15 protein-coding genes are annotated in these 21,956 nt (G+C 56.3%); 3 read left to right on the top strand and 12 right to left on the bottom strand.

Features of this window, described 5'->3' with window-relative positions:
• Positions 1–99: 99 nt before the first annotated feature.
• The 6 genes from ACJ8KE_RS06655 to ACJ8KE_RS06630 form a co-directional block, all read right to left on the bottom strand.
• Entirely contained in the window at positions 100–4,245 is a 4,146-nt protein-coding gene (locus ACJ8KE_RS06655; RefSeq protein ID WP_116403846.1) for a non-ribosomal peptide synthetase, read from the bottom strand.
• The gene (locus ACJ8KE_RS06650) at positions 4,245–8,051 is read right to left on the bottom strand and encodes an AMP-binding protein (protein WP_282676738.1); all 3,807 of its coding nucleotides are present in this window, start codon (positions 8,049–8,051) and stop codon (positions 4,245–4,247) included. Before ACJ8KE_RS06650 ends, ACJ8KE_RS06655 begins: the two co-directional genes overlap by 1 nt.
• A 17-nt stretch (positions 8,052–8,068) precedes the next feature.
• Positions 8,069–8,518, bottom strand: coding sequence for a toxin-activating lysine-acyltransferase (locus ACJ8KE_RS06645; protein ID WP_282676739.1), 450 nt, complete (start codon positions 8,516–8,518; stop codon positions 8,069–8,071).
• Positions 8,519–8,536: 18 nt separating this feature from the next.
• Positions 8,537–10,063, bottom strand: a complete 1,527-nt coding sequence (locus ACJ8KE_RS06640; protein WP_016927843.1) for a hypothetical protein — start codon at positions 10,061–10,063, stop codon at positions 8,537–8,539.
• Positions 10,064–10,141: 78 nt separating this feature from the next.
• Positions 10,142–10,429, bottom strand: a complete 288-nt coding sequence (locus ACJ8KE_RS06635; protein ID WP_125460888.1) for an E492 group microcin — start codon at positions 10,427–10,429, stop codon at positions 10,142–10,144.
• Positions 10,426–10,701, bottom strand: a complete 276-nt coding sequence (locus ACJ8KE_RS06630; RefSeq protein ID WP_305178938.1) for a hypothetical protein — start codon at positions 10,699–10,701, stop codon at positions 10,426–10,428. Before ACJ8KE_RS06630 ends, ACJ8KE_RS06635 begins: the two co-directional genes overlap by 4 nt.
• 315 nt (positions 10,702–11,016) lie before the next feature.
• On the opposite strand from ACJ8KE_RS06630, the gene dcp reads away from it, so the two are divergent.
• Positions 11,017–13,218, top strand: a complete 2,202-nt coding sequence (dcp, locus tag ACJ8KE_RS06625) for a peptidyl-dipeptidase Dcp (RefSeq protein ID WP_028128196.1) — start codon at positions 11,017–11,019, stop codon at positions 13,216–13,218.
• A 62-nt stretch (positions 13,219–13,280) separates the two neighbouring features.
• Here the strand turns inward: dcp and ACJ8KE_RS06620 are convergent, their stop codons facing one another.
• The 6 genes from ACJ8KE_RS06620 to ACJ8KE_RS06595 form a co-directional block, all read right to left on the bottom strand.
• On the bottom strand, positions 13,281–14,987 hold the full coding sequence (locus ACJ8KE_RS06620) for an AIPR family protein (RefSeq protein WP_305178937.1): 1,707 nt from the start codon (positions 14,985–14,987) through the stop codon (positions 13,281–13,283).
• Between the two features lie 163 nt (positions 14,988–15,150).
• Positions 15,151–16,461, bottom strand: a complete 1,311-nt coding sequence (locus tag ACJ8KE_RS06615; RefSeq protein ID WP_016927840.1) for an MFS transporter — start codon at positions 16,459–16,461, stop codon at positions 15,151–15,153.
• 142 nt (positions 16,462–16,603) lie between these two features.
• Positions 16,604–17,233 (bottom strand): N-carbamoylsarcosine amidohydrolase, encoded by a 630-nt coding sequence (locus ACJ8KE_RS06610; RefSeq protein ID WP_016927839.1) that lies wholly within the window; start codon positions 17,231–17,233, stop codon positions 16,604–16,606.
• Between the two features lie 9 nt (positions 17,234–17,242).
• Positions 17,243–17,995: a maleate cis-trans isomerase family protein gene (locus ACJ8KE_RS06605; RefSeq protein ID WP_439848802.1), complete on the bottom strand. Its 753-nt coding sequence runs from the start codon at positions 17,993–17,995 to the stop codon at positions 17,243–17,245.
• 15 nt (positions 17,996–18,010) lie between these two features.
• Positions 18,011–18,805: an alpha/beta fold hydrolase gene (locus ACJ8KE_RS06600; protein WP_079449269.1), complete on the bottom strand. Its 795-nt coding sequence runs from the start codon at positions 18,803–18,805 to the stop codon at positions 18,011–18,013.
• Entirely contained in the window at positions 18,802–19,953 is a 1,152-nt protein-coding gene (locus ACJ8KE_RS06595; protein WP_033634195.1) for an FAD-dependent monooxygenase, read from the bottom strand. Before ACJ8KE_RS06595 ends, ACJ8KE_RS06600 begins: the two co-directional genes overlap by 4 nt.
• A 326-nt stretch (positions 19,954–20,279) precedes the next feature.
• Between ACJ8KE_RS06595 and ACJ8KE_RS06590 the strand changes: the two genes are divergently transcribed.
• Both ACJ8KE_RS06590 and ACJ8KE_RS06585 read left to right on the top strand, forming a co-directional pair.
• The gene (locus ACJ8KE_RS06590) at positions 20,280–21,338 is read left to right on the top strand and encodes a 2,5-dihydroxypyridine 5,6-dioxygenase (RefSeq protein ID WP_015377796.1); all 1,059 of its coding nucleotides are present in this window, start codon (positions 20,280–20,282) and stop codon (positions 21,336–21,338) included.
• Between the two features lie 66 nt (positions 21,339–21,404).
• Positions 21,405–21,878 carry a MarR family winged helix-turn-helix transcriptional regulator gene (locus ACJ8KE_RS06585; protein ID WP_028128198.1) on the top strand — a complete coding sequence of 158 codons (474 nt, stop codon included), beginning with the start codon at positions 21,405–21,407 and terminating at the stop codon, positions 21,876–21,878.
• Positions 21,879–21,956: the final 78 nt, after the last annotated feature.

The following is a 21,956-nucleotide window of genomic DNA, read 5'->3' as shown; positions in this document are numbered from 1 at the left end:
TCCATGAATGTGTAGTAAAAGCAGAACAAAAAAATCCAACTGCTGGGTAATTTCATCAGTGCCTCGATAGGTTTGAATGGCCAGGGGTATCTTCTCGCGTTATTCCAATGATGCGGACAACGCGCGCAGCATCCGCGTCAGCGCTCGAAGAAGTTGAGCGTTGTTTAAAATGCTGTAATGCGTTTCTGCACAATAATTGAGTTGAACGTCATGAGAGGATTGCTTCTCCCAGCGTTGTGCAAGATTGGGGTGTTTACGCTGACGTTGCTGGCTGAGCCAAAGCGTCAGCGGTATCGCTATCTGTGGCAGAGGGCCGGCGTTGTTCGTCAGATCAAAGGATTTTTTCAGCGCCCAACAAAAGGCTTCGGCATGTTCCAGCGTGATCTTCTCCGCAAGCACGCTCTGATTCAGCGCATAGTGCATTTTTATCTCGTTGGCGAAGCTGTCTATCGCATTCGTTTCTTGATGCCGACACAAATGACGCGCAATACCGAGAGAGTCGAACAGACTGAGGTAACTTTGCGCCACGCTGAAACCTCGATTCACTGAGGGTTGCTGGGCGGGCAAACCGCTGTCGATAAGCACCGCATGCGCAAAGGGCGCGCCTTGTTCCGTGGCCTGCGCCGCCATATGGACAGCTAATTGGCCGCCCAATGACCAGCCGGCGATAACGGCAGTGTCGCGTTTGGCACGCGGTATGGCCGCCAAATGGGAGGCGGCCAATCGCTGCAGGGTGAGTGTGTCGTCTGCGCCTGGCGCGGCCAACCCCGGGCTGGCGATGGTGATGATGTTGGCGCAGGAGGAAAGTTGTTTTGTCCACTTTGCATATTGATGCACCTGGCCACCGGCACCATGCACCAAATACAAGGTGGGCAGAGAGGGGCGATGGGCTGTGCCGGACAATATCGATAACGGCAAGGGCGCGTTATCGCGCAGACGCTCGGCAAGTTTATCGAGCTGTGAGTAACCAAGGATTTCCGCCAGGGTTAATTCCACATTAAGGGCACGCTTGATGTTACCCAAAAACGTGATGCCGGAAAGCGAGCTGCCGCCATTGCTGAAGAAGCTGGCATAGGGGTCGATCTTGTCTGGAGCACAGCCTAACGTATCCGCCAACAACTCACGTAGCAGCATGAGTTCCGCGGACGCGGCGGGAACAACCTCGCTGGCCTGACTCCGTTCGGTGCCTGGCGATAGCAAGGTGCGATCCAATTTGCCGTTGCGTGAAAGCGGGAAACGTTCAATAAGATGATAGTGGGATGGCGCCATATACGCGGGCAATGCGGCCGTAACCTGCTCGCGTATTCTTTGCTCCGCCTGGACGCTGGCTTTCCCCGCCTCGGTCAATGTGAAATAGGCTTCCAGATACGGTGTGCCGTTCCTGGTTTCATCGCGACAGACGACGCACGCTTCAGCGACCAGTTCGCTGCTTTTGAGCGCGAATTCGACGTCACCCAATTCGACGCGAAAACCCTGCAGTTTCACCTGTTGGTCTTCGCGGCCGAGAAATTCGATGTAACCGCTGCGATGCCAACGGCCACGATCGCCGGTGCGGTACACGCGTTCTCCGGTGGTTGGGAGAAGAACAAAGCTGCCGGCGGTGGTTTGCCTATCGCGCCAATACTCGCGGGCAACGCCAACGCCACCGATATAAATGTCGCCGGTAACGCCGAAACCGCACGGCTCGAGTTTTTCATTCAACACCCACATGCTTTGATTCGGCAATGCGGTTCCATAGGGGATAGCGTTTCTGTAGTGCGTATCTCGTGTAAGCGGATGATAAATTGACCATATTGCCCCTTCGGTGGCACCGCCAAGGCTGGTGATGGTGGCGTTGGGGCAAAGCCGATGTGCTTCGGCGATCAGCCGCGGAGAGATACGATCGCCGCTCAGCCAGATATGCCGCAGTTGAGGCAGCGACAGGATGTTTTCTTGCGCGCAGTATTGCACCAGCATTTGCAAGATGGCGGGAACCGAGTTCCAGATGCTGATTTTCCGCTGGCGTATCGCATGTAGCCATGCTGACGGCTCTTTAGCGTCGTGCGGCGATAACACGGTTACCGATGCGCCGGCTAGCCAACTGCCGAACAGGTCATAGACAGATAAATCGAAGGCCAGGTCGGCGAGCGCCAATACGTTGTCACGATGTGAAACGTTAAACAGTTGATTCATGGTCAGCAAGGTATTGGTGACGGCGCCGTGTTCCATCGCCACGCCTTTTGGCGTGCCTGTCGTCCCCGATGTATAAATGACATAGGCGAGTGCTTCCGCTTCGCCTGGTGGGAAGGTTGCTGTGCCTGTGACAGGGGGAGAAAACAGCGCCTCCAGATCCTGAACGCGGGTTGTCTGCGGATAGCGGGCGCGATGGTGAGCCCGATTGCTCACAACCCAGGCGCAACCCGATATTCGCATAATGGCCGCTACGCGGGCATCCGGTAATCCTTCGGCCAACGGCAAGTAGGCGCGTCCGGCGAGGATCACGCCGAGCGCCGCAATAGCTTGATGAGCGCCGCGTGGAAGATCGATGGCGATGAGCGCGCCTGGGGCGGTATGGGCGTTCAGCCAATGCGCCACGAGGCCGGCGTGCCGCAATAGCCGATCGTAATGCCACACCTGATCTCCCTCGAACAACGCCGGGCGATCCCCATGCTGGTGGGCAGCGCGTAACAGCCGATCGGAAAGAGGTTGCCGCAAGCATACCGGCATCGCCTGCCCGACGGAGAGCTGCCGCAATTGCCGGTTATCGGCCATTGGCGCCAGCGAATAGTGGTCGACGGCCCGCGAAGGATCGCAGGCAATTTGCTGCAACAGCAATGCGTAAGCTTGCGCCAATCCGTTAATACGCTCCGGCGTAAACAGCTTGGCGTTGTATTGCCACTCCAACTGAATGCCTTCTGCGCCGGAAATCACTTCCAGAACCAGATCAAACTTGGGCGGCGCATAGCGTCTTGGCAGGGTGTTAACCTGCGCGCCGCCAAGATTTAGCTCGTTGCTTTTGCGATGTTGGCAGACGAACATGATTTGAAAAATGGGGTGGAACTTGCCGCGCGTGGGCTTGAGTTGTTCAACCAGATAAGAGAAGGGCAATCCCTGATGTTTGAAAGCGCGCGCAAATTTATTCGCGTTCTTTTGCAGCAGCGCGGTGAAACTGTCGTCGCCAGTGATGATAAATTGGTGAGCGATCGTGTTGACGAAGCTGCCAACGGCGTCGTTTAACGTCGGCTCGTTCCTGTTGGCGATCGGGCTACCGATGACCACGCGATCCGTCGCCGATTCTCTGGCAATCAGTAACGCGAAGGCGGAGTGCAACAGCGTAAACAGCGTCGTACCGTTATGTTTGGCTAACTGGGCCAGGGCCGACTGCAGTTCGTTCGTCAGCGATGTTCTGACGATATTCTGTGTTTTGCCTGCCGCGGTGATGGCGATATCGTATTCAAGCGCGTGTTTTTCCGGCGCACCATCCAGTTCATCGCGCCAAAACGCCATGCTGTCATCGACATTGGCGACGGCGAGGAAAGGGTCTTCAAGATAGCGGAAAAACGCCTGGCCGTTGTCATAATGCCAATGCTCTTCGTACGCTTGATAGTCACGGCTCAGTTCATCCACCAGCAAATTGGCCGTCCAGCCGTCGACCACGCAATGGTGGAAGGTCAAGAACAGATAGTGGTGCTGCGCGCTCTTTCTCAAGATCCGGCAGCGCAGGGGATACTCAGCCGCGAGGTCAAACGGAATCGTACACTGGGCGTTAAGCGCCGCCAGCATATTTTCTTGCTGCTCTTCACTGTTCAGCCTGCTGATGTCCTCGAGGCTGTGTTCGAAAATGGTTTCATCAGGATGCACGATGTCAACGGTGATGGCTTCACCGTCTAGCCGGTAGCGGCCGCAAAGCGCACCGTGCCGCTTGAGCAGTTTTTTCAACGCGGCGAGCAAACGCTCGGGTTCAAAGGGCCCCAGGATCTCTTTAGCGATCGGAATGTTATACAGCGGGCTGTTCTTGGTGAAGTTTTCATACAGCCACAGGTATTGCCCCGCGTAGTGATTGACGGTGTAACAAGGCTTCTCCCCGGTGTGCCGCTCTGAATTGTCCGGCGTACAGACAGATAAAAATGCGGTGATGTCTTCCTGCACCGCACTGAGTGCGGCGGCGTCAACATGCTCGATGGTTTGGCGTCGAGGCGACAGCTCGCCGAATTTTGCTCCCTGTTTCGCCATTTCCATCAGATTGATCAAGCCGATGACGCTCATCAGTGCGCTCCTTCCATGTTGACGTCGATAGTTTTCGCTGTTCGACCGCTTTTATTCGGGCGTTTGTCGCTGTGGGCGGAAATCAAATTCAGCCAATGCGCTAAGCTACACAACTGCACTCCCGGGTTTCTCCGCTGCGCCATTGTGAAGGCGGCGCGATGGTCGATATTCTCCCCATCATCGAAACCGAAGATCCTCAGTACGCAGCCGTTCAATCGCTCATTGGCCGTATCGAACCGAATGTGCGGGAAATAACCCAGCCGCGCAGAGAGGGCTATCAACTCTGTAACGCCGGCGTCGACGGCTTGGCGGCGCGCATCGACTTTATGCAGCAACAGTAGTCGCTCATGCCGTAAATCGCGTAGCAGGCCTTGCGTGAGTCTGGCTCCGCCGGCCGTATCATGCATAAAGATCATGTGGTTAACTCGGCCGGGCAGGGTGTGCAGCAGGGCCGAAAGTGCATCAAGCCAACTGGCATATTGAGTGGCTTCGTTCGGTACGTTGAATATGGCCGCGTTCAGCGACCATTCAGCAGGTAACGGCAGCGCCTGCGGTGACAGAATGTCCACACCGCGTTTGTCGGCGAGGGCGGCCAACAAAAGCCGTTCATCTGTGCCTTCGGGAGATTGAATAAGCAGCCTGCTGCTGGTCGGCGCCTCGGTTGATAGACAGCGGCCGATAGCGCAACGGATGTCCAGATGCTGCGGATCCAGACCATAGCGTGCATGGGCCAACTGCGTCAGGTGTCGGCAGAAATCGGCGAGTCTTGGATGTTCAAGAATGTCGCTCAGGTTCAGATCCAACCGACAGTGGGCGTTAAGCACGTTAATGATTTTTATGGCCTGCAGGGACTCGCCGCCGAGCGTGAAGAAGTCGCCATCGTCACTGCCCAGCGTCGCCAGCCAAACTTCATGCACCAGGGTGTTGAATGTCGTCGAACGCAACTCCCGTGTGGGTTCAGGCATCCGGGATTGTCTCTCCAGGGTGCGATAATCAATCTTGCCGTTAGCCAGTTTGACCAGCGGCGTTGGATGATGCACGAAGCGCTGAGGAATATGGGCATTGGGCAGTTCGCCGTACAGTGTGCGGCGCATTGCCTCACTGAGCGGCTGCCGGCTGTGATAATGCGCGTACAGTTCCGTTCCCGCGTCGCCGCTTTTGGCCAGTACGGCAATCTCGACAATGGAGGGCAAGCGGGCCAGACAGCTTTCTATCTCACCCATATTGACGCGCTGCCCGGCGATTTTCGCTTCACGAATTTTGCGGCCAAGGAACACCAACTGCCCATCTTGGCGCTGGCAGGCGATATCGCCGGTACGAAAGGCGGGCATGAGATGGCCGTTGGCCTCAAGGGTGACGAACTTTTCCGCGCTCAGCGTTGGCTGATGCCAATATCCCAGGCCGACGGTCGCTCCGGCTATCAGTAATTCGCCGCTGCAGCCGAGCGGCAACGGCCTGAGATCCTCGCCGACGATCGCCGTGTATATACCATCCAGCGGTGTGCCTATCGTCACGGCGGCGCCATCGTTTTTGATTTCTGCGGCCGTCGCCACCACGGTTGTTTCGGTTGGGCCGTAGGAGTTGAATAACTTCCTGCCTTTGGGGTAGTGCGCGAACCAGCGTTCTTTGGCTCGCGGTGAAAGGCTTTCGCCGCCGATGATAACGGTAGTGACGGCCGGCGGTAGCGTCTGTTCACCGCCGGAGGCGAACAGCATTTCATTAAAGTAGGCGGTCGGCAGATCCAACAGGCTGATTTGATGATCGTCGCAGAATGTGAAGAAAGCGGCAAAGCTGTGCTTGACGGTCTCGGGGGCGATACACAGGTGGGCGCCGGCCCCCAGCGTCATGAAAATTTCTTCGATGCAGGCATCGAAATGCAAGGGCGCAAATTGCAACACGCGTTCGTGCGGTTGAATGCCATAGCATTTTATCGCCGCATCGACAAAAACGTTGAGAGCATGTCGGGCGCCTATCACGCCTTTAGGCATTCCCGTCGAACCGGAGGTAAACATGATATAGCTGGTTCCGACCGGGAACGCCGGCGCCTCAGTCGATGTTTGCCGGCGAAACACGGTGAAGTGTGCGAAATCCGTCGGCATATTGAGTGTCGATGCGCGCCAATGCGCCAATGCGCCAGGCTCGGAATGAACGGAGGGACGCGTGCGATCGGTAATCAGGATAGCGTCGCTAAACTGTTCAAGCAGTTGACGGTAAGCCGCTCCATCCCCTTTGGCATTCAGGTTGACGAAGGGCATTTTCAATTGCAACGCAGCAAGCATGCAGATGATGGCCTCCGGCCCTTGCGGCAAGTCGAGCAACAGTACGGTATGTGCGGCGCGAACGGGAGCCAGGACATCGGCCAGCGCACGCCACTGCTGCTGCAAAACGGCATAAGACAGCGTTCTAAGCGATGACGAAGCGTGTTCAGGCGTGAGGATCGCCGTGCGTTGCGGCGCTTGAACGACGGCACGATCGATACGCTGCATGATATCGACCACGTTGTCGTTGGCTGTTTTACCCAGCAGCGAGAGCGGGAAACGTTGTCGCAATGCCGCGACGGAAAGATTTTCCGGATCGTCGTACAGCAAGGTGCACAAGGTCTGTATCCCCTGGCTGTGCCGCACCAGACTGGCCGCATCGTAAAGCCCTGAGTCGGCATCGATCTCCAGCCGCAGCGTTTGGTTATCGAGATCGGGACGCATGTTGAATACCAGATCCTGCGCGCCTCCTGAGCGTAAGTTACGAATTTCACTACGCTGAGCGGGAGAGAATGAGGCTGCCGCTTCAAAGGGAATGATATTGACCACGATGTTGAACAACGGCGAGCGGCTGGCGACGCTCCTCAGACTTTTTATCTCTTCGTAACGAAACGCTTGATGTTTCTTGAGTTGCTTGAGCGCGTGTTCAATGGTTTGCGCCAACTGTCGGCATGAGGCGGTGTCCTCAATATCGAGAGTCAAAGGAACAACGTTGGTCTTGCAGGTTAGCGCCTGCCTCGACAGGGCGTCTGTTCGCGCCATCATAGGGACGCCGATCGTTTGCTGCTTCTCGCCGGTACATAAGTACAAATACGCCATCACCGCTACAAAAGTGCGCGCCAGCCAAGAAGGATGTTCGGTTTGCAGCGCAAGGCGCTCGGCAGGATAGGGCAACGACGTCACATGGCGGATGGTCTGTCCCGAGGGAATATTGGCGCAGGCTAATGTCATCGGGTCTGGCAGTGAGGCGCTGGCCGCTTGCCAAAAATGTCGGTCTGCTTGATAGGCGGCTGACTGTTTATACTCAGATTCAGCCCCGAGCAAGGCATCGATCGCCGGTACGTCTTGCGGTTGTTGTGTCTGGTCTCGGTAGGCCTGCGCCACTTGATGGATCAGCAAATAAGTGCCGTAACCATCAAGCAGCAGATGGTGGCTGCAGAAATACCACAGAAAGCGTTTCTCACCCAGCCTGATGATTTTTTGTCTGAATAACGGCGCCGCGTTCAGCGAGAAGGGGCGCTTAGCATCCGCTTCCATTAATTCGATAGCGGTGGCCATATCGTTGGCGCTCTGCGAAAGATCTACCCATTCCACTGAGATATTGGCGGTGACGGGATATTGATAAGGCGTGCCGTTATCCTCATCAAACAGAACGTGCAGCGTAGGGGTTTGGCTGACGACACGATGAATAGCACGTTTCATTCTTGCGATATCGAGAGTGTGATTTATTTCGACATATTCCGCGATATTATAGCTCGATTTGTCATCGCCGATCTTGGTGCCATAGTAAAATCCTGCCTGTGAATCCAGTAATTGATGTTTGCTCATTGCCTCATCCCTGACAATTATTTTTCTTTATTTTTTACAGTCATCAGTCTGCCCGTTCGGCGGGAGCGCCACACAATCGTGCGGCGTTCTACGATGGGGTGAACTCTTTTAAGGTGTTCCAAACATAAATGCGCGCTGCCTGGCTTGCAGCAAAAATCTAAAATACACAGCGTGCCGCCCTCATCCCATTCTGAGTTATGGAGAAGAAACTGCGGGTCGTTAATAAATCGACTCAGCGTATCATCTCTCAGGTAGGCCCAAGTTATATACCCTATCGGGTTATCCAAATGGTCGAATAATATTTTAAATTGGTTTTGATTAATCGCTTCCTGAGTCCATAGCTGCAACGTTTTTATATGGTACAAACTGTAATTTTTATTCATCAACATACAGTTAACGGCGAAGCCCAGGCTCTCGTATTGACTGAACCTACTTTTACCCTGCTGGTTTTCTTTGATAAAACTCACGAAATATCCTCAGCGTTGTTATTGTAATACGTTGATCGCCTGGCGCTCGAAACGGTCGAGATAGGTTTGCAATTGTTCGGTGATCTCGCTGACTTCGCCGCGCCAGCCGGCAATTTCTTGAAAAATCACTTCACGGCGCATGAACGTGCGGGAACCCAACCTTCTGGTGACGGTCTGCTTCATCGCCAGTTGTAATCCGGCGGAGGTTTGAGCTGCTGATGTTTCCTGAAGGTATTGCGCGTATAACCGACGGAACGCCAGAGAAAATCTCTCCTCCGCGGTCGTACCCTGTTGTTCGGCGGGAACCCTTACGGGCGCGTCGATGAGCCGGTGCAACAGGGCAATCGCCGGATGAGCATTCCCCAGGCCAAGACCTTGTCGACGGGTAAAGACGCCGGGAGCCAAATCGAACATTTTTTGCAAGCGTTCGCCTAAGGCGAACCACTCGGCGGTGAGAGGCAGGCGTTGTAAAAATGCAGGGTCAAAACCCGCCATACCGAGATTATCCAGCAGGCAGGCTCGTTTATAGGCCATGTTGAAGGCCGCACCGATGCCTTGGTGCGCTGCCGCGAGAAATGCCGGGCCGAATTGATGTTTGGCTAAATAAAAAGCGAGATCTTGCAAGCCTCTCAGCAACAAAGGGGCGTCTTCATTGAGCTTGTTGTGTTGAATGTAGCTGCGCCCGGGATCGCGACGTTCTGCGGGAAAAACACTGCGAACACCATGAAAGTCCAGCAGCCTGCCGGCCATATCGCAATTGGAGGGTGAGGTCATCATCACCAAATGCCGGGTGCGGCAGTACGCGATCTGCGTCGCGAGACGTCGGGCAAGCTCGCAGAGCCCGTAGAATGCTTGTTCTTCCTGGGGCAATGCCAACCAGCTTGCGGCGTCAAACTCCGGGGGACGAGGCAGAAAAGCCGGTGCGGCGACAATCAGCTTTTCGACCCGCTGAATATCCGAAGGCTGCCTTTGCATTGCGTCATGAGGATGATAGTAGGGTGCGCGGCAAAAATGTGCAGGGCGCACGACGGGCTCACGCACCAGCAACGCCTTGCGGTTATGGGGACTTCTCGCCGATTCAGGAGAGATGGCGGCTAAGGGGCTATCGGTCAACAAGATCGCCTTATTGGGCACGGCACCGTAAGGCAGCAGTTTGGCCATGACGTTCCCCCATAATGCCTCCAATACTGCGCCGGTCATCGTCAACTCGCCATCGACATGCTTTGCCCCTTGACCGACTAACGCATTAGCCCCAATACCTTTAACCTGCCAACGCCCATCAAAGCCACAGCGTGCTCCGCCGCCGTTGCGCGAAATAGCGCCGCCGCCATAACGTTCGGCGAAAAAGACTTTTTCATCGTTTAAGCGCGGCGTACCGTCATCAAAAATAGCATGGCGATTATTTTCTTCGATGAGATAGCTGGTCTCTTTTTTCAGTTCGTCTTGTTCGGCAGGGCTTAATGCATTGTGCCAGAGTAATTGAGAACCTGTCTTTTTTGCGACGAAAGGGATCAAGCTTTCGTGAAGCATGGCGAGCTTTGTCATTTTTTAATCGTTATTTTTATTGGTGCAGAGTAAGTTAAATCCCGGCCTTATTGCACAAGGAATAATAAGACTGTTTTTTTAATTTGATGAATCCGGTGTTGAAAGTGAAGACGAAGGTGAAGGGCGGCCACCGCCACTGCCATTCCAGGTTGGGCCCATAGGAACCTGTGGAATAGCAACGTTAACCGGCATGTGTGGTGCGGCTTGAATAGCTATTTCCGTCCCGACGCCCACAGCTAAGGATACGGGGGTGGGTAATTTCGCTATTGTGCTCAGGCTACCGACAATGAGCGAAGTCGGATTATAAGAGTCGTTGCCGTCAGATCCGTTAATACATGACAATTCAACTTCCGTTAAGGCTCTCATTTAAACTCCTTCTTGCGAGAGGTGATAGATAAAACAAGCGAAAAAATAATCGCCATCGGCAAACCATAACTGGCCGTGGTTTTAAGGGCGGCCGTATCCAAAAGGATCGCCTGGCGCTGCAGGCAGTAGTCTAAAAATACGGCAAGGGGAAATATCAAGAACAGCATAACGATGTGGTACGCGCGCACGCCTTTTTTCTTCGCGTTTTTATAGATCGCACTGATAATGAGGATGAAAATGACAATAAGAACTATTTGCGTTATAAGATACAATTTGATTAGCTCCATTAATCAAAATTTACATCAAGTTACATTGGGTAACCTGATAAGTCAACAGGGTATTTTATGATTCCTCTTTATTTATCATGGTATTGAATTAATTAATCATCAAATGATTACTTTTTGTGACTATGTGTCGATGATGAAAAATAAAGATGTCAAAGAAGCGTTTGGCCGCGGTCGGCGAGGCGGTTAACTTCTAATCACTTGTTTTTGCTCAAACTGCCAACTGCGCCTAAGCTAGGTGATGACTCTGAGGGAGCCATTCCCCGAGACCTTATTCCGTGAACATGGAGGAGTTTCGATTTGATGCGTTTATCCACATTGGTGCTGGCGATCGGCATGGCGCTGGGCTCGCAGGCACAGGCAGCAGAAACCCAACCTCACGCCGACCATAGCGCGCTGCCCAGCGGCCAGGCGAAGGAGGCTACCGTGACCGGTGAAGCCAATCAGCACGACAAGCAAAAGACTCAGAATCCGTTCTTCTATCAAAGCCGCCTGCCGTTCCAGGCGCCGCCGTTCAACCTGATCAAGGAAAGCGACTACGCGCCGGCGATCGAAGCGGGCATCAAGCAAAAGCGGGAAGAGGTGGAGAAGATCGCCAACAACCCGGCCAAGCCCAACTTCAAGAATACCTTTGTGGCGCTGGAGCAGGCCGGTTCGCTGCTGACGCGGGTGATGAACGTGTTTGGCGCCATGACCTCGGCCAACACCAGCGACGCGCTGCAGAAGCTGGATGAAGAAACCTCGCCGAAGCTGGCGGCGCTGAACGACGACATCATGCTCAACGGCAAGCTGTTCGCGCGCATCAAGGCCATCTATCAAGATCGCGATGCGCTGAAGCTGGATCCGGAGTCGCGTCGGCTGGTGGAAGTCACCTATAAGAACTTCGAGCTGGCGGGCGCCAACCTGTCGGACGCCGACAAGGCCAAGCTGAAGGCGCTGAACCAGGAAGCGGCGACGCTGAGCACCCAGTTCACCAACAAACTGCTGGCGGCGAGCAAAAACGGCGCGCTGGCGATAACCGACCCGGCGAAGCTGGACGGTCTGTCCGAAGGTGAGCTGGCCGCGGCAGCGCAGGCGGCCGCCGAGCGCAAGCTGGAGAAACAGTGGCTGTTGGTGCTGCAGAACACCACCCAGCAGCCGCTGCTGCAGAGCCTGAAAGATCGCGACACCCGCAAAGCGCTGTTCGACGCCTCCTGGACGCGTGCGGAGAAGGGGGACGGCAACGATACCCGCCAGACCATTTCCCGTCTGGCCAAGGTGCGCGCCGAGCAGGCCAAACTGCTGGGCTACCCGAACTACGCCGCCTGGAAGCTGCAAAACCAGATGGCCAAAACGCCGGATGCCGCGCTGAGCTTTATGCGCAACATCGTGCCGGCGGCCACCGCGCGCGCCGAGCGTGAAGCCAAAGACATTCAGGCGGTGATCGATCAGCAGAAAGGCGACTTCAAGGTGCAGGCCTGGGACTGGCAGTTCTATGCTGAACAGGTGCGCAAGGCCAAGTACGATCTGGACGAATCGCAGATCAAACCTTACTTCGAGCTGAACAATGTGCTGAACAACGGCGTGTTCTACGCCGCCAACCTGCTGTACGGCATCAGCTTCAAAGAACGCAAGGACATTCCGGTCTACCAGCCGGACGTCAAGGTGTATGAAGTGTTCGACAAGGACGGCAAATCGCTGGCGCTGTTCTACACCGACTACTTCAAGCGCGACAACAAAGGCGGCGGCGCCTGGATGAGCAACTTCGTCGATCAGTCGAAGCTCAACGGCACCAAGCCGGTGATCTACAACGTCGCCAACTTCACCAAACCGGCGCCGGGGCAGCCGGCGCTGCTGTCGTATGACGACGTGATCACCATGTTCCACGAGTTCGGCCACGCGCTGCACGGCATGTTCGCCGATCAGGAATACCCGAGCCTGTCGGGCACCAACACCGCGCGCGATTTCGTCGAGTTCCCGTCGCAGTTCAACGAGCACTGGGTCAGCGATCCGAAAGTGTTCAGCCACTTCGCCAAGCACTACCAGACCGGCGAGGCGATGCCGCAGGAACTGGTCGACAAGATCAAGAAGGCCGACAAGTTCAACAAGGGCTACAGCATGACCGAGCTGCTGTCCGCCGCGCTGCTGGACATGCACTGGCACATGCTGACCGCCGATCAGCCGCAGCAGGACGTGGACAAGTTCGAGGCCGAGTCGCTGCAAAAAGACAAGGTGGATCTCAGCTATGTGCCGCCGCGCTACCGTTCCAGCTACTTCCAGCACATCTGGGGTAACGGCTACGCCGCGGGCTACTACGCCTATCTGTGGACGGAAATGCTGGCGGACGACGCCTTCCAGTGGTTCACCGAGCACGGTGGCCTGACCGCCGAAAACGGCCAGCGTTTCCGCGACATGATCCTGTCGCGCGGCAACAGCCAGGATCTGGAGAAGCTGTACATCGACTGGCGCGGCAAAGAGCCGAGCATTGAACCGATGCTGATCAACCGCGGGCTTAAGGACGAATAGCTAAATGCCATAGAAGAAACCGGAGCTAAAAATGCTCCGGTTTAAAGTTAAAAAAGTATATATTAAATCAACCCTAAGGTTTCTTCTATTTTCTCTCTATTTTGGAAATATCGTGCAATATAACAATTAGGATGATTGTCCTCGATGTGCTTAGTTATTGATTTATGGTAATGATGAACCAATTTTTCAATATCACTTTCATCGATTGTGATAACTTCCTTAGCTTGTTTACTAATGCCTATCTTTTTCATAATCAAAGATGCTATTGCATAGTTTCCTTGGGTTAAGATTGATGATTGCTTTCTGTTTAATTTAGTAGTGAGATCTTGCAGAGAACGATCAACTATTCGATGGCAAATGACAGTATTCAAAACATATAAACCTGTAACTGATGGGTTGAAAATTGAACGGTACAATGAGCCATTAAGGTTTTCATAGAATCGGCCACGGTTAGATTTCAATACGGCAAGCAATCTTGAGTCGAAGGATGCGCAAACTAAAGCAGATAATGCATCATCGATATCAATTATTTTATCGCCATCGACATTGGATGTTTCTTGTCTATGGATTTTATAATGATATTGATCTTCAACTATTAATTCACTTTGAATTCTAAATTGTTCTGCGTCTTGCGAGGCAAAATCGCGCCCAGTAACCTTGTTCTGATGGTTGTTAGCGCGAGTTATTAATTTTGCAAGATCCTCTTGGTTTTGTGTTTGAATAAATCTTACAGGTATTCTTATTTGCTCTAAAGACTCTCTTTGCATAGCGAGAGCATTCATGCCTATGGAGCTTAATGTTTGCGCTCCGTTGATAACACTGGCACTGGTAAAGTCGAAAGCACCAGATTCTCTTCGCGATAATGAGTTTCTTCTGCTTGGCATTATCTCATTAACTAGCACTGTTATTCCATTGTTAAAGTACCAGAACAATTCCGGTGTAGTAAGTAATGTATCTTTAATTGCAGCGTTAACTTCTGTTTTTTCACCTAAAACACCACGAATGTTTTTTTCGAAAAGCATGTCACTATGAGTGTCCCACCATTCAGAAAGCTGATCTCCGGTGATTATACCGTGGATAGCTTTGTAAGGCTCTTCTGTGACCCCATATTGTAGGATTTCTACATCTTTGAGATCAACTGAATGCGTACTTTCTTTTCTTAAGGCTTTTACCATGTCCTCTAAGCAGAATAATTCCACATGAAATACATAGGTATTTCTGTCATCAATATTTTCCACAAACATGTTTTTATTTGATTCAATTTCCCATTCAGTTATATGTCTTTTTATTTCATCAGGGATCTCTTTTTTTCCTGTGTAAGAGAAGACAAATGAGACATTATAGTCCATATCTCTAATTGCTTTTCTTATGTCCCCTTCAAACGCTCTTAACCGAGGGTTGAAGTTTTCAAATCGCTCATCCATTAATTCCTGACAAGCTGTTTTAAATCTTAAAACCTCTCGAAGTTCTACAGAGCCAGATGCTTTTTGATCAAATTTCGATTGAACTACAACCATTTTTTTTAGTGCGTGATTGACGAAAATAGCATCAATTCCATTGTCGTCGCCACCATCACAGACTGACATCCCAGCTTGATTCTCGTCTTGAGTCTTACCGAAGAAGTTAACAGCAAATGCGGCTATACACCTTGAAGTTATTTTTATATTTCTTTCTTTGTCGTTCTGACTTATATCTGCTGAGAAAACAGACTCGGAATATGTTTCAAACAAACGTTCGCCAAATCGTTTAGCTATAATCTCTAGTTGCATAGTCCCTCCATATAAAGATATTTATTAGATACCCTTTTAATAGACGATGCAAGGAGTTGTGCAGGTGATAGGTAATTAGCATGGTCTTAAAAATATTAGTGCGCTTATCATTTTATAAGCGCGAAATTTTTAGTTTCGCGCTCAACGCCAAATTGCATAAAACTCAGCGGTTCACCACCTTGGCCGGCAGGGCCACCACCAGCAGCGAGCTGAGCAGCAGGCAGCCGGCGAAGGCCCAGAGCGCGCCGCCGCTCTTGCCGGTCAGATCCAGCGCCAGCCCCATCAGCGAATTGCTCACCAGCCCGGCGATGTTGGCCAGCGAACAGGCCAGCGCGAAGCCGGTCGCCGCCGCCGTGCCGCGCAGGAAGGTGGCCGGCAGACTGAAGAACACCGGCACCGCGCCGATGATCGCCGCCTGGGCGATGGAGAACAGCAGCACCGTGGCCAGCGCGTTGTGAGTAAAGAAGGTGCTGCCGGCCATCGCCAACGCGCCGATGATAAACGGCACGATGATATGCCAGCGCCGTTCGCGCAGCCGGTCCGAACTGCTGCCGATCAGCAGCATGCCGAGCAGGGCGGCGACGCTGGGGATCGCCGTCAGATAGCCGATGGTGGTGATGTCGGTGACGCCGGCGGTTTTGATGAAGGTCGGCATCCAAAAGCCCATGGCGTAGGCGCTGAGCAGAATAGCGAAGTCGATGCCGCCGAGCATCCACACCTTCAGGTTGAAGAAGCCGTCGCGGAAGCTGTGCTTGCCGTGATCGGCCTCGGCGTCGTCGCGCGCCAGATCGTCGGCGATGCGTTGTTTCTCCTCGGGCGTCAGCCACTTGGCCTGCTGATAAGTGTTAGGCAACAGCCAGAAGGTCAACACGCCCAACAGCACGCTGGGAATGCCCTCCAGCAGAAACAGCCACTGCCAGCCGTGCAGCCCGTGGCGCATGTCGAAATGGCCCATGATCCAGCCGGAGAGCGGCCCGCCGATCACGCTGGACAGCGGCAGGCCGATCATGAACAGCGCGATGATGCGGCCGCGGCGATAGGTCGGGAACCACAGCGTCAGGTAAAAGAGCACGCCGGGCAGGAAACCGGCCTCCGCCACGCCGAGCAAAAAGCGAATGACGTAGAACTGGGTCGGCGTGGTGACGAACATGGTGGCGGTGGACAGCAACCCCCAGGTGATCATGATGCGGGCGATCCACATCTTGGCGCCGACGCGCTGCAGGATCAGGTTGCTCGGCACCTCGAACAGAATATAGCCGACGAAGAACAGCCCGGCGCCCAGACCAAAGGCCGCTTCGCTCAGCTGCAGCGCGTCGGCCATCTGCAGCTTGGCCAGCCCGACGTTGATGCGATCGAGGTAGGCCGCCAGGTAGCACAGGCAAAGAAACGGGATCAGTTTCCAGGTGATTTTGCGGTACAGCAGCAGCGATTCTGCGTCCGCTTTCCCCGCCAGCGGGGTGTCGACAATGGCCATGATGTTGTCTCCAGGTGGTGCGTGTTGGCCTCCGCAGGAGGCGCCTGTTGTGTTTGCGTTGCATGGGCGCCGCCCTGTTTCGGGCGGTCGCGTGAGGCGCTGTCTGCGCCTTCGTTATTGTCGTTGCAGGTGAATCGTTGACTCATAACCGGTTCAGGTAGTCGAGCGCCTCCTGTTTGTGCACCACATCGCCGTATTTGCTGTCGATGTCGAACAGGTTGGCTTCGTGCGGGCCGGGGTGACGATCGCCGACGCACTCGCGCACCACCATGGCGCGAAAGCCGTGCTGCACCGCATCCACCGCGCTGGCGCGGATGCAGCCGCTGGTGGAACAGCCGATCATCAGCAGCGTGTCGATCCCTTGCGCCACCAGCAGCGGCGCCAGCGCGGTGCCGAAGAAGGCGCTGGCGTATTGCTTGCTCAGCACCACCTCATCGGCCAGCGGCGCCACCGGCGGGCAGAACGCCGCCAGCGGGTTGCCCGCCACCATGTCTTTCATCACCGGCGCTTTCTTCACCCACAGGCCGCCATCGGCAAAATGGCCTGCATGATAGCGGATATGGGTGTGGATCACCGGAATTCCCGTTCGGCGCGCGCAGGCCAGCAGCTCGCGGCTTTCCTCGACCGCGCTGACTACGCCCGGCGCGAACAGCGGCGCGCCTTCGGTGGTGTAGGCCTGCATAAAGTCGATCGCCAGCAGCGCCGGGCGCCGGCCGAAGCCGATGCGCTGGCCCCAGACGCCGCGATAGTTGTCGCTGAGGGTGTCGTTCATTCTGCCTCCTCAATAAGCGCCGGACAGCAGGGCGCCGGCGCCGGGAACGATCGGTTCCAGCTCCAGCGCGGTCAGCATCGCGTAAGTGGTGGCGATGGCGGCGGTGATCACCGGTTTGCCGGTTTGGGCCTCCACCGTCGGGACGGCCGGCAGCGAAGGCATCTGCACGCAGGCGGACAGCACGATAGCATCGACCTCGCGTAAGTCCATCTCGGCGACGATCCCCGGCAGCCTGGCCGGATCGTGCCGGCCGACGTCGAGGTTGTCCGGGATCTCCAGCGCGCGCCATACCTTGACCTCGATGCCTTCGTGCTGGATGTAGTCCACCACCAGCTGGGTCAGCGGTTTCATGTAGGGCGCCACCAGCGCGATGCGTTTGGCGCCGATCACCTTCAGGCCGTTGACCAGCGCGCCGGCGCTGCTGATGACCGGCGCGGCGGCCTGATTGTCTTTCGTCACCTTCGCCAGCCGGGCCTGCGATTCGCGGTGGTAACCCAGCCCCATCGCCATGATGGCCACCAGGCAGGCGTAGCCGAGCACGTCGACCCGCGCGTCGGACAGCTCCAGCGCGCAGCGATCGGACTCGGCGTCCATCGCCGCCAATTCTTCTTTATTGACGTGTTTCATGCGCATGCGGCTGGAGTGAAAGGTGAAACGCTCCGGGCGTATCAGCTGGCGCGCGCCCAGCATCGCCGGGATCTCGGTTTCCATCGTGGTGTTGGAGCTGGGCACGATCTGGCCGATGCGGTAGTGGTTGCTCATGTCGGTGTTCCTCAGTTAATCCAGAAAATCGCCCAGGGCGCGGAAGAAGCCGTCGAAATCGTCCCACGGGATCATGTGTCCGGCGTTCTCGACCTCGACGATGGCGATCTCCGGCTGCAGCGCGCGGATCTCCGCCCGGTCTTCGGGCTGAATGACGCCGCCTTTGCCCGCGGCCATCAACAGCGTCGGCATGGTCAGCTGCGGATAGTCGCGGTGGCTGTCCACCTGATGAAAATCGTCGTAGGCGCGTTGGATCGCCGGCTCGTAGCAGGTATGCAGCCACTCGGCGCGCAGCTGGCGCTGTTCTTCGCTCCAGGTTGGGCAAAAGGCGCGCATCTGCTCGGCGCTCATGCCCGGCAGCGACTGCCGGATGGAGTCGGCGTACCACGGCCATTGGCCGGGATAGGCGCGGCGGCCGGGGCCGGAAACCGGCGGATCGACCAGCACCAGCCGCCGCACGCCGGCGGGCCGCAAAGCGGCGGCGCGCAGGGCGAAGCGGGCACCCATCGAATGGCCGAGCAGGGCGTAACTGTCCAGGTTCAGCGCGGCGGCGAAGGCGCTGACGTCCTGTGCGCAGGTCTCTGCGTCATAAGCCAGTTCCGGGCCGCTGGACGATAAACCGCGGCCGCGCACGTCGAGCACGTAGACGTCGTATTTTTCCCCCAGCCGCTCGGCGACGAAGCCCCAGGTGATCGCCGGGCTGGTGATGCCGGGGACCAGGATCAGCGCCGGGCCGTGGCCGCCGTAGCGCAGATAGTGTTGGCGAATGTCGTTGGCGTGAACGTGGGCGCCGTAGAGGAAGGTGCTCATGCGGCGTTCTCCGATTTCAGCGCTTGCGCATACAGGTCATAGCCGTAAACCCAGGCCGGATCTTCCTGGGTGCGCAGGAAGGTGTTGGCGTTGGACACCGCCTGCACCCTGGATGCGCGCTCCTTGCGGTTGGCTTCATACAGCTGGAAAGCGGTGCGGTAGTCGCTGAGGCCGGTTTCCTGCAGGCAGCGGGTCAGCATGGCGGCGTCTTCGATCGCCATCGCCGCGCCCTGCGCCATGTGCGGTTTCATCGGATGGCAGGCGTCGCCGAGCAGCACCAGACGGCCTTCGCTCCACAGCGGCAGCGGTTTGCGGTTCAGCAATGGCCATTTGGTGACCTGTTCGCTGGATTCGATCAGCGCCTGCACGATCGGGTGGTAGCCGGCGAAGGTCTCGAACATCTCTTCGCGGCTGCTGTCGATGAAGCTGCCCTGGAAATCCCAGGCCGGGTGCGGCACGCCGCTGACGTAGTAATACTCGTCGCGCCGTTGGGTGGTGTAGTAGACCATCAGATGGCGGTCCGCCGACCACCACTTCACGCAGTCTTCGAACGTCAGGTTGTATTTCGCCAGCTTCTCGCCGCGGATCAGCGCGCGGTGGGCCACCCAGCCGCTGTAGGTCGGCGCTTCAGCGCCCAGCAGGTGCTCGCGAATGCGCGAGTTGATGCCATCGGCGCCGATCACGATATCGGCGTGGGCCGAGGTGCCGTCGACGAAGTTCAGCACTACTTCGTCACCGCGATCTTCAATCTTGCTCAGGCACTTGCCGAAGTGCAGGGTGCCGGGCTGCAGCGCGGAGAGCTGCAACGCCTGCAAATCGCCGCGGTGCACCGTCACATAGGCGGCGCCGTACTCCCGGCGGGCGAAGGCGCCCAGTTCGATGCGCGACAGGTAGTCGCCGCTTTCGGCGTCGCGGCTGAACCAGAAATCGGGATGAGACGCCATCTGCTCCAACCGTTGCTCAATACCGAGGCGGCGGAAAATCTTCAGTACGTTCGGCCCCATGTGAATGCCCGCGCCGAGGCGTGAGAACGCCGGGCTCTGTTCATACAGATCGACGGTAAAGCCGGCTTTTTGCAGCAGCCCGGCGGCGGCGGCGCCCCCCAGCCCGGCGCCGACGACGGCGATGCGTGGTTGTTTGCTCATCATGTTTCCCCTGTCTGTTGGCTTTTTTCAGCGTAGGCCCAACGCGTGGCTGGACGATCGATTTATAGTGTATGCGCTAGATAACGCAAAGTTGCAAAAGTGTTAAATCAGATCTCGCTCACGCTAATTGACAGCGTGTTACTGTTAAACTCATGTTAATCACAGGATTGATGCGGGATGAAATAGGACTTTCTTATGGTGGATATTCGCAGCTTGCTTTCCTTTGCTTTTTTGACTTAGATGAAATGAGTGTGTTCACTTTAAATTGTTTGAAAAATCACCGCCGCCTTGCGGGCGTCGGTGACCCTTGACGAGACAGGAGACAGGCCATGGCGGTCAATGAAACCCAGTTGGTACAGCTGTTCGAGCAGGTGCTTACGCTGTCGAAGGTCGATGCTTCGCAGAGCGTGGCGATTTTGAAAAGCCATTATTCCGATGCGCGCACGGTGCGCGCCGCGACCGACGCGGCGCTGCGGCTGGGCGCCAGGGTGTATGCCGTCGAACTGCCGGCGTTCAACCATCCGCGAGCGATGGGCAACGACATGACCGCTTATTGCGGCGATACCGCGCTGACCGGCAATCTGGCGGCGCAGCGTGCGCTGGAGGCCGCCGACCTGATCGTCGATACCATGATGCTGCTGCATTCGCCGGAGCAGGAACAGATCCTGAAAACCGGCACCCGCATCCTGCTGGCGGTGGAGCCGCCGGAGGTGCTGGCGCGCATGTTGCCCAATGCGGAGGACAAGGCGCGGGTGCTGGCCGCCGCCGCCGTGCTGGAGCAGGCGAAGCTGATGCAGGTGACCTCTGCCGCCGGCAGCGATTTCCGCGCGCCGCTGGGGCAATACCCGACGGTGACCGAGTACGGCTATGCCGATGAACCGGGGCGCTGGGATCACTGGCCGAGCGGTTTCCTGTTCACCTGGCCGAATGAGGAACAGGCGGAAGGGGTGCTGGTGCTGGAGGTCGGCGATATCTTGCTGCCGTTCAAAAGCTATGCGCGCGAACGCATCACGCTGGAGATCGAACAAGGGTTCGTCACCCGCATTCACGGCGGCTTCGAGGCGGAATACCTGCGCGAATACATGAAATACTTCGACGATCCGGAGGTGTACGGCATCTCGCACATCGGCTGGGGTCTGCAGCCGCGCGCCCAGTGGACGGCGATGGGCCTGCACGACAAGAACGACGGCATGTGCATGGACGCGCGCGCGTTCTACGGCAACTTCCTGTTCTCCACCGGGCCGAACACCGAAGTGGGCGGCACGCGCAAAACGCCTTGCCATATGGATATCGCGCTGCGCCGCTGCGACATTCGCCTCGACGGGCAAACGGTGGTGGCGGACGGTGAAGTGGTGGCGCCGGAGGCGTCGCGCGTGCGCCGGGCGTAATCGTTGCTGCCAACGGCGGGGGTTTGTACTATTCTCGTGGATTCCATAGATGGTGAGAGTAACGCAATGACGCCCCCCGAATACCCGTCAGCCGTGAGCGGCCAACCCGAAAATTATCATTTTACCGAGCAAGTCGGGCACCTGCTGCGCAAGGTTTATCAGCGCCACGTGGCGATTTTCCAGCAAAACGTCGGCGATTCGCAGCTGACGGCGGTGCAGTTCATCACCCTGTGCGCGGTGCGCGATATGGGGCCGAGCTCGCTGACCGAGCTGGTGCAGGTGACGGCGGTGGATCAGGCCACCATCCGCGGCATCGTCGAACGGCTGAAGGCGCGCGATCTGATCACGGTGACGCCGGATCCGATCGATCGGCGCAAGGTGGTGGTCGGCCTCACCGACGCCGGCGGCGCGCTGCTGGCGGAAACGGTGCCGCAGGCGGCGAAAATCACAGAACTGACGTTCGGTACGCTGAACCCGGCCGAACGGATAGCGCTGATATTCCTGCTGAATAAAATGCTGGAAGAGCCTGCCACCGGCTGATTCGCCCGCGCAACGTCGGTTGCCTGGTGGTCGGCGGCGAGAGGCCAGCCCATAAGATCATCACGTGCAGGCGGAGAC

It is taken from the genome of Serratia sp. CY56464 (genome assembly GCF_052168435.1).
In the GTDB taxonomy this organism is placed as follows: domain Bacteria; phylum Pseudomonadota; class Gammaproteobacteria; order Enterobacterales; family Enterobacteriaceae; genus Serratia; species Serratia marcescens.
Note: the sequence above shows the minus strand (reverse complement) of the source record. Positions and strands in the feature narration are given on the sequence as shown.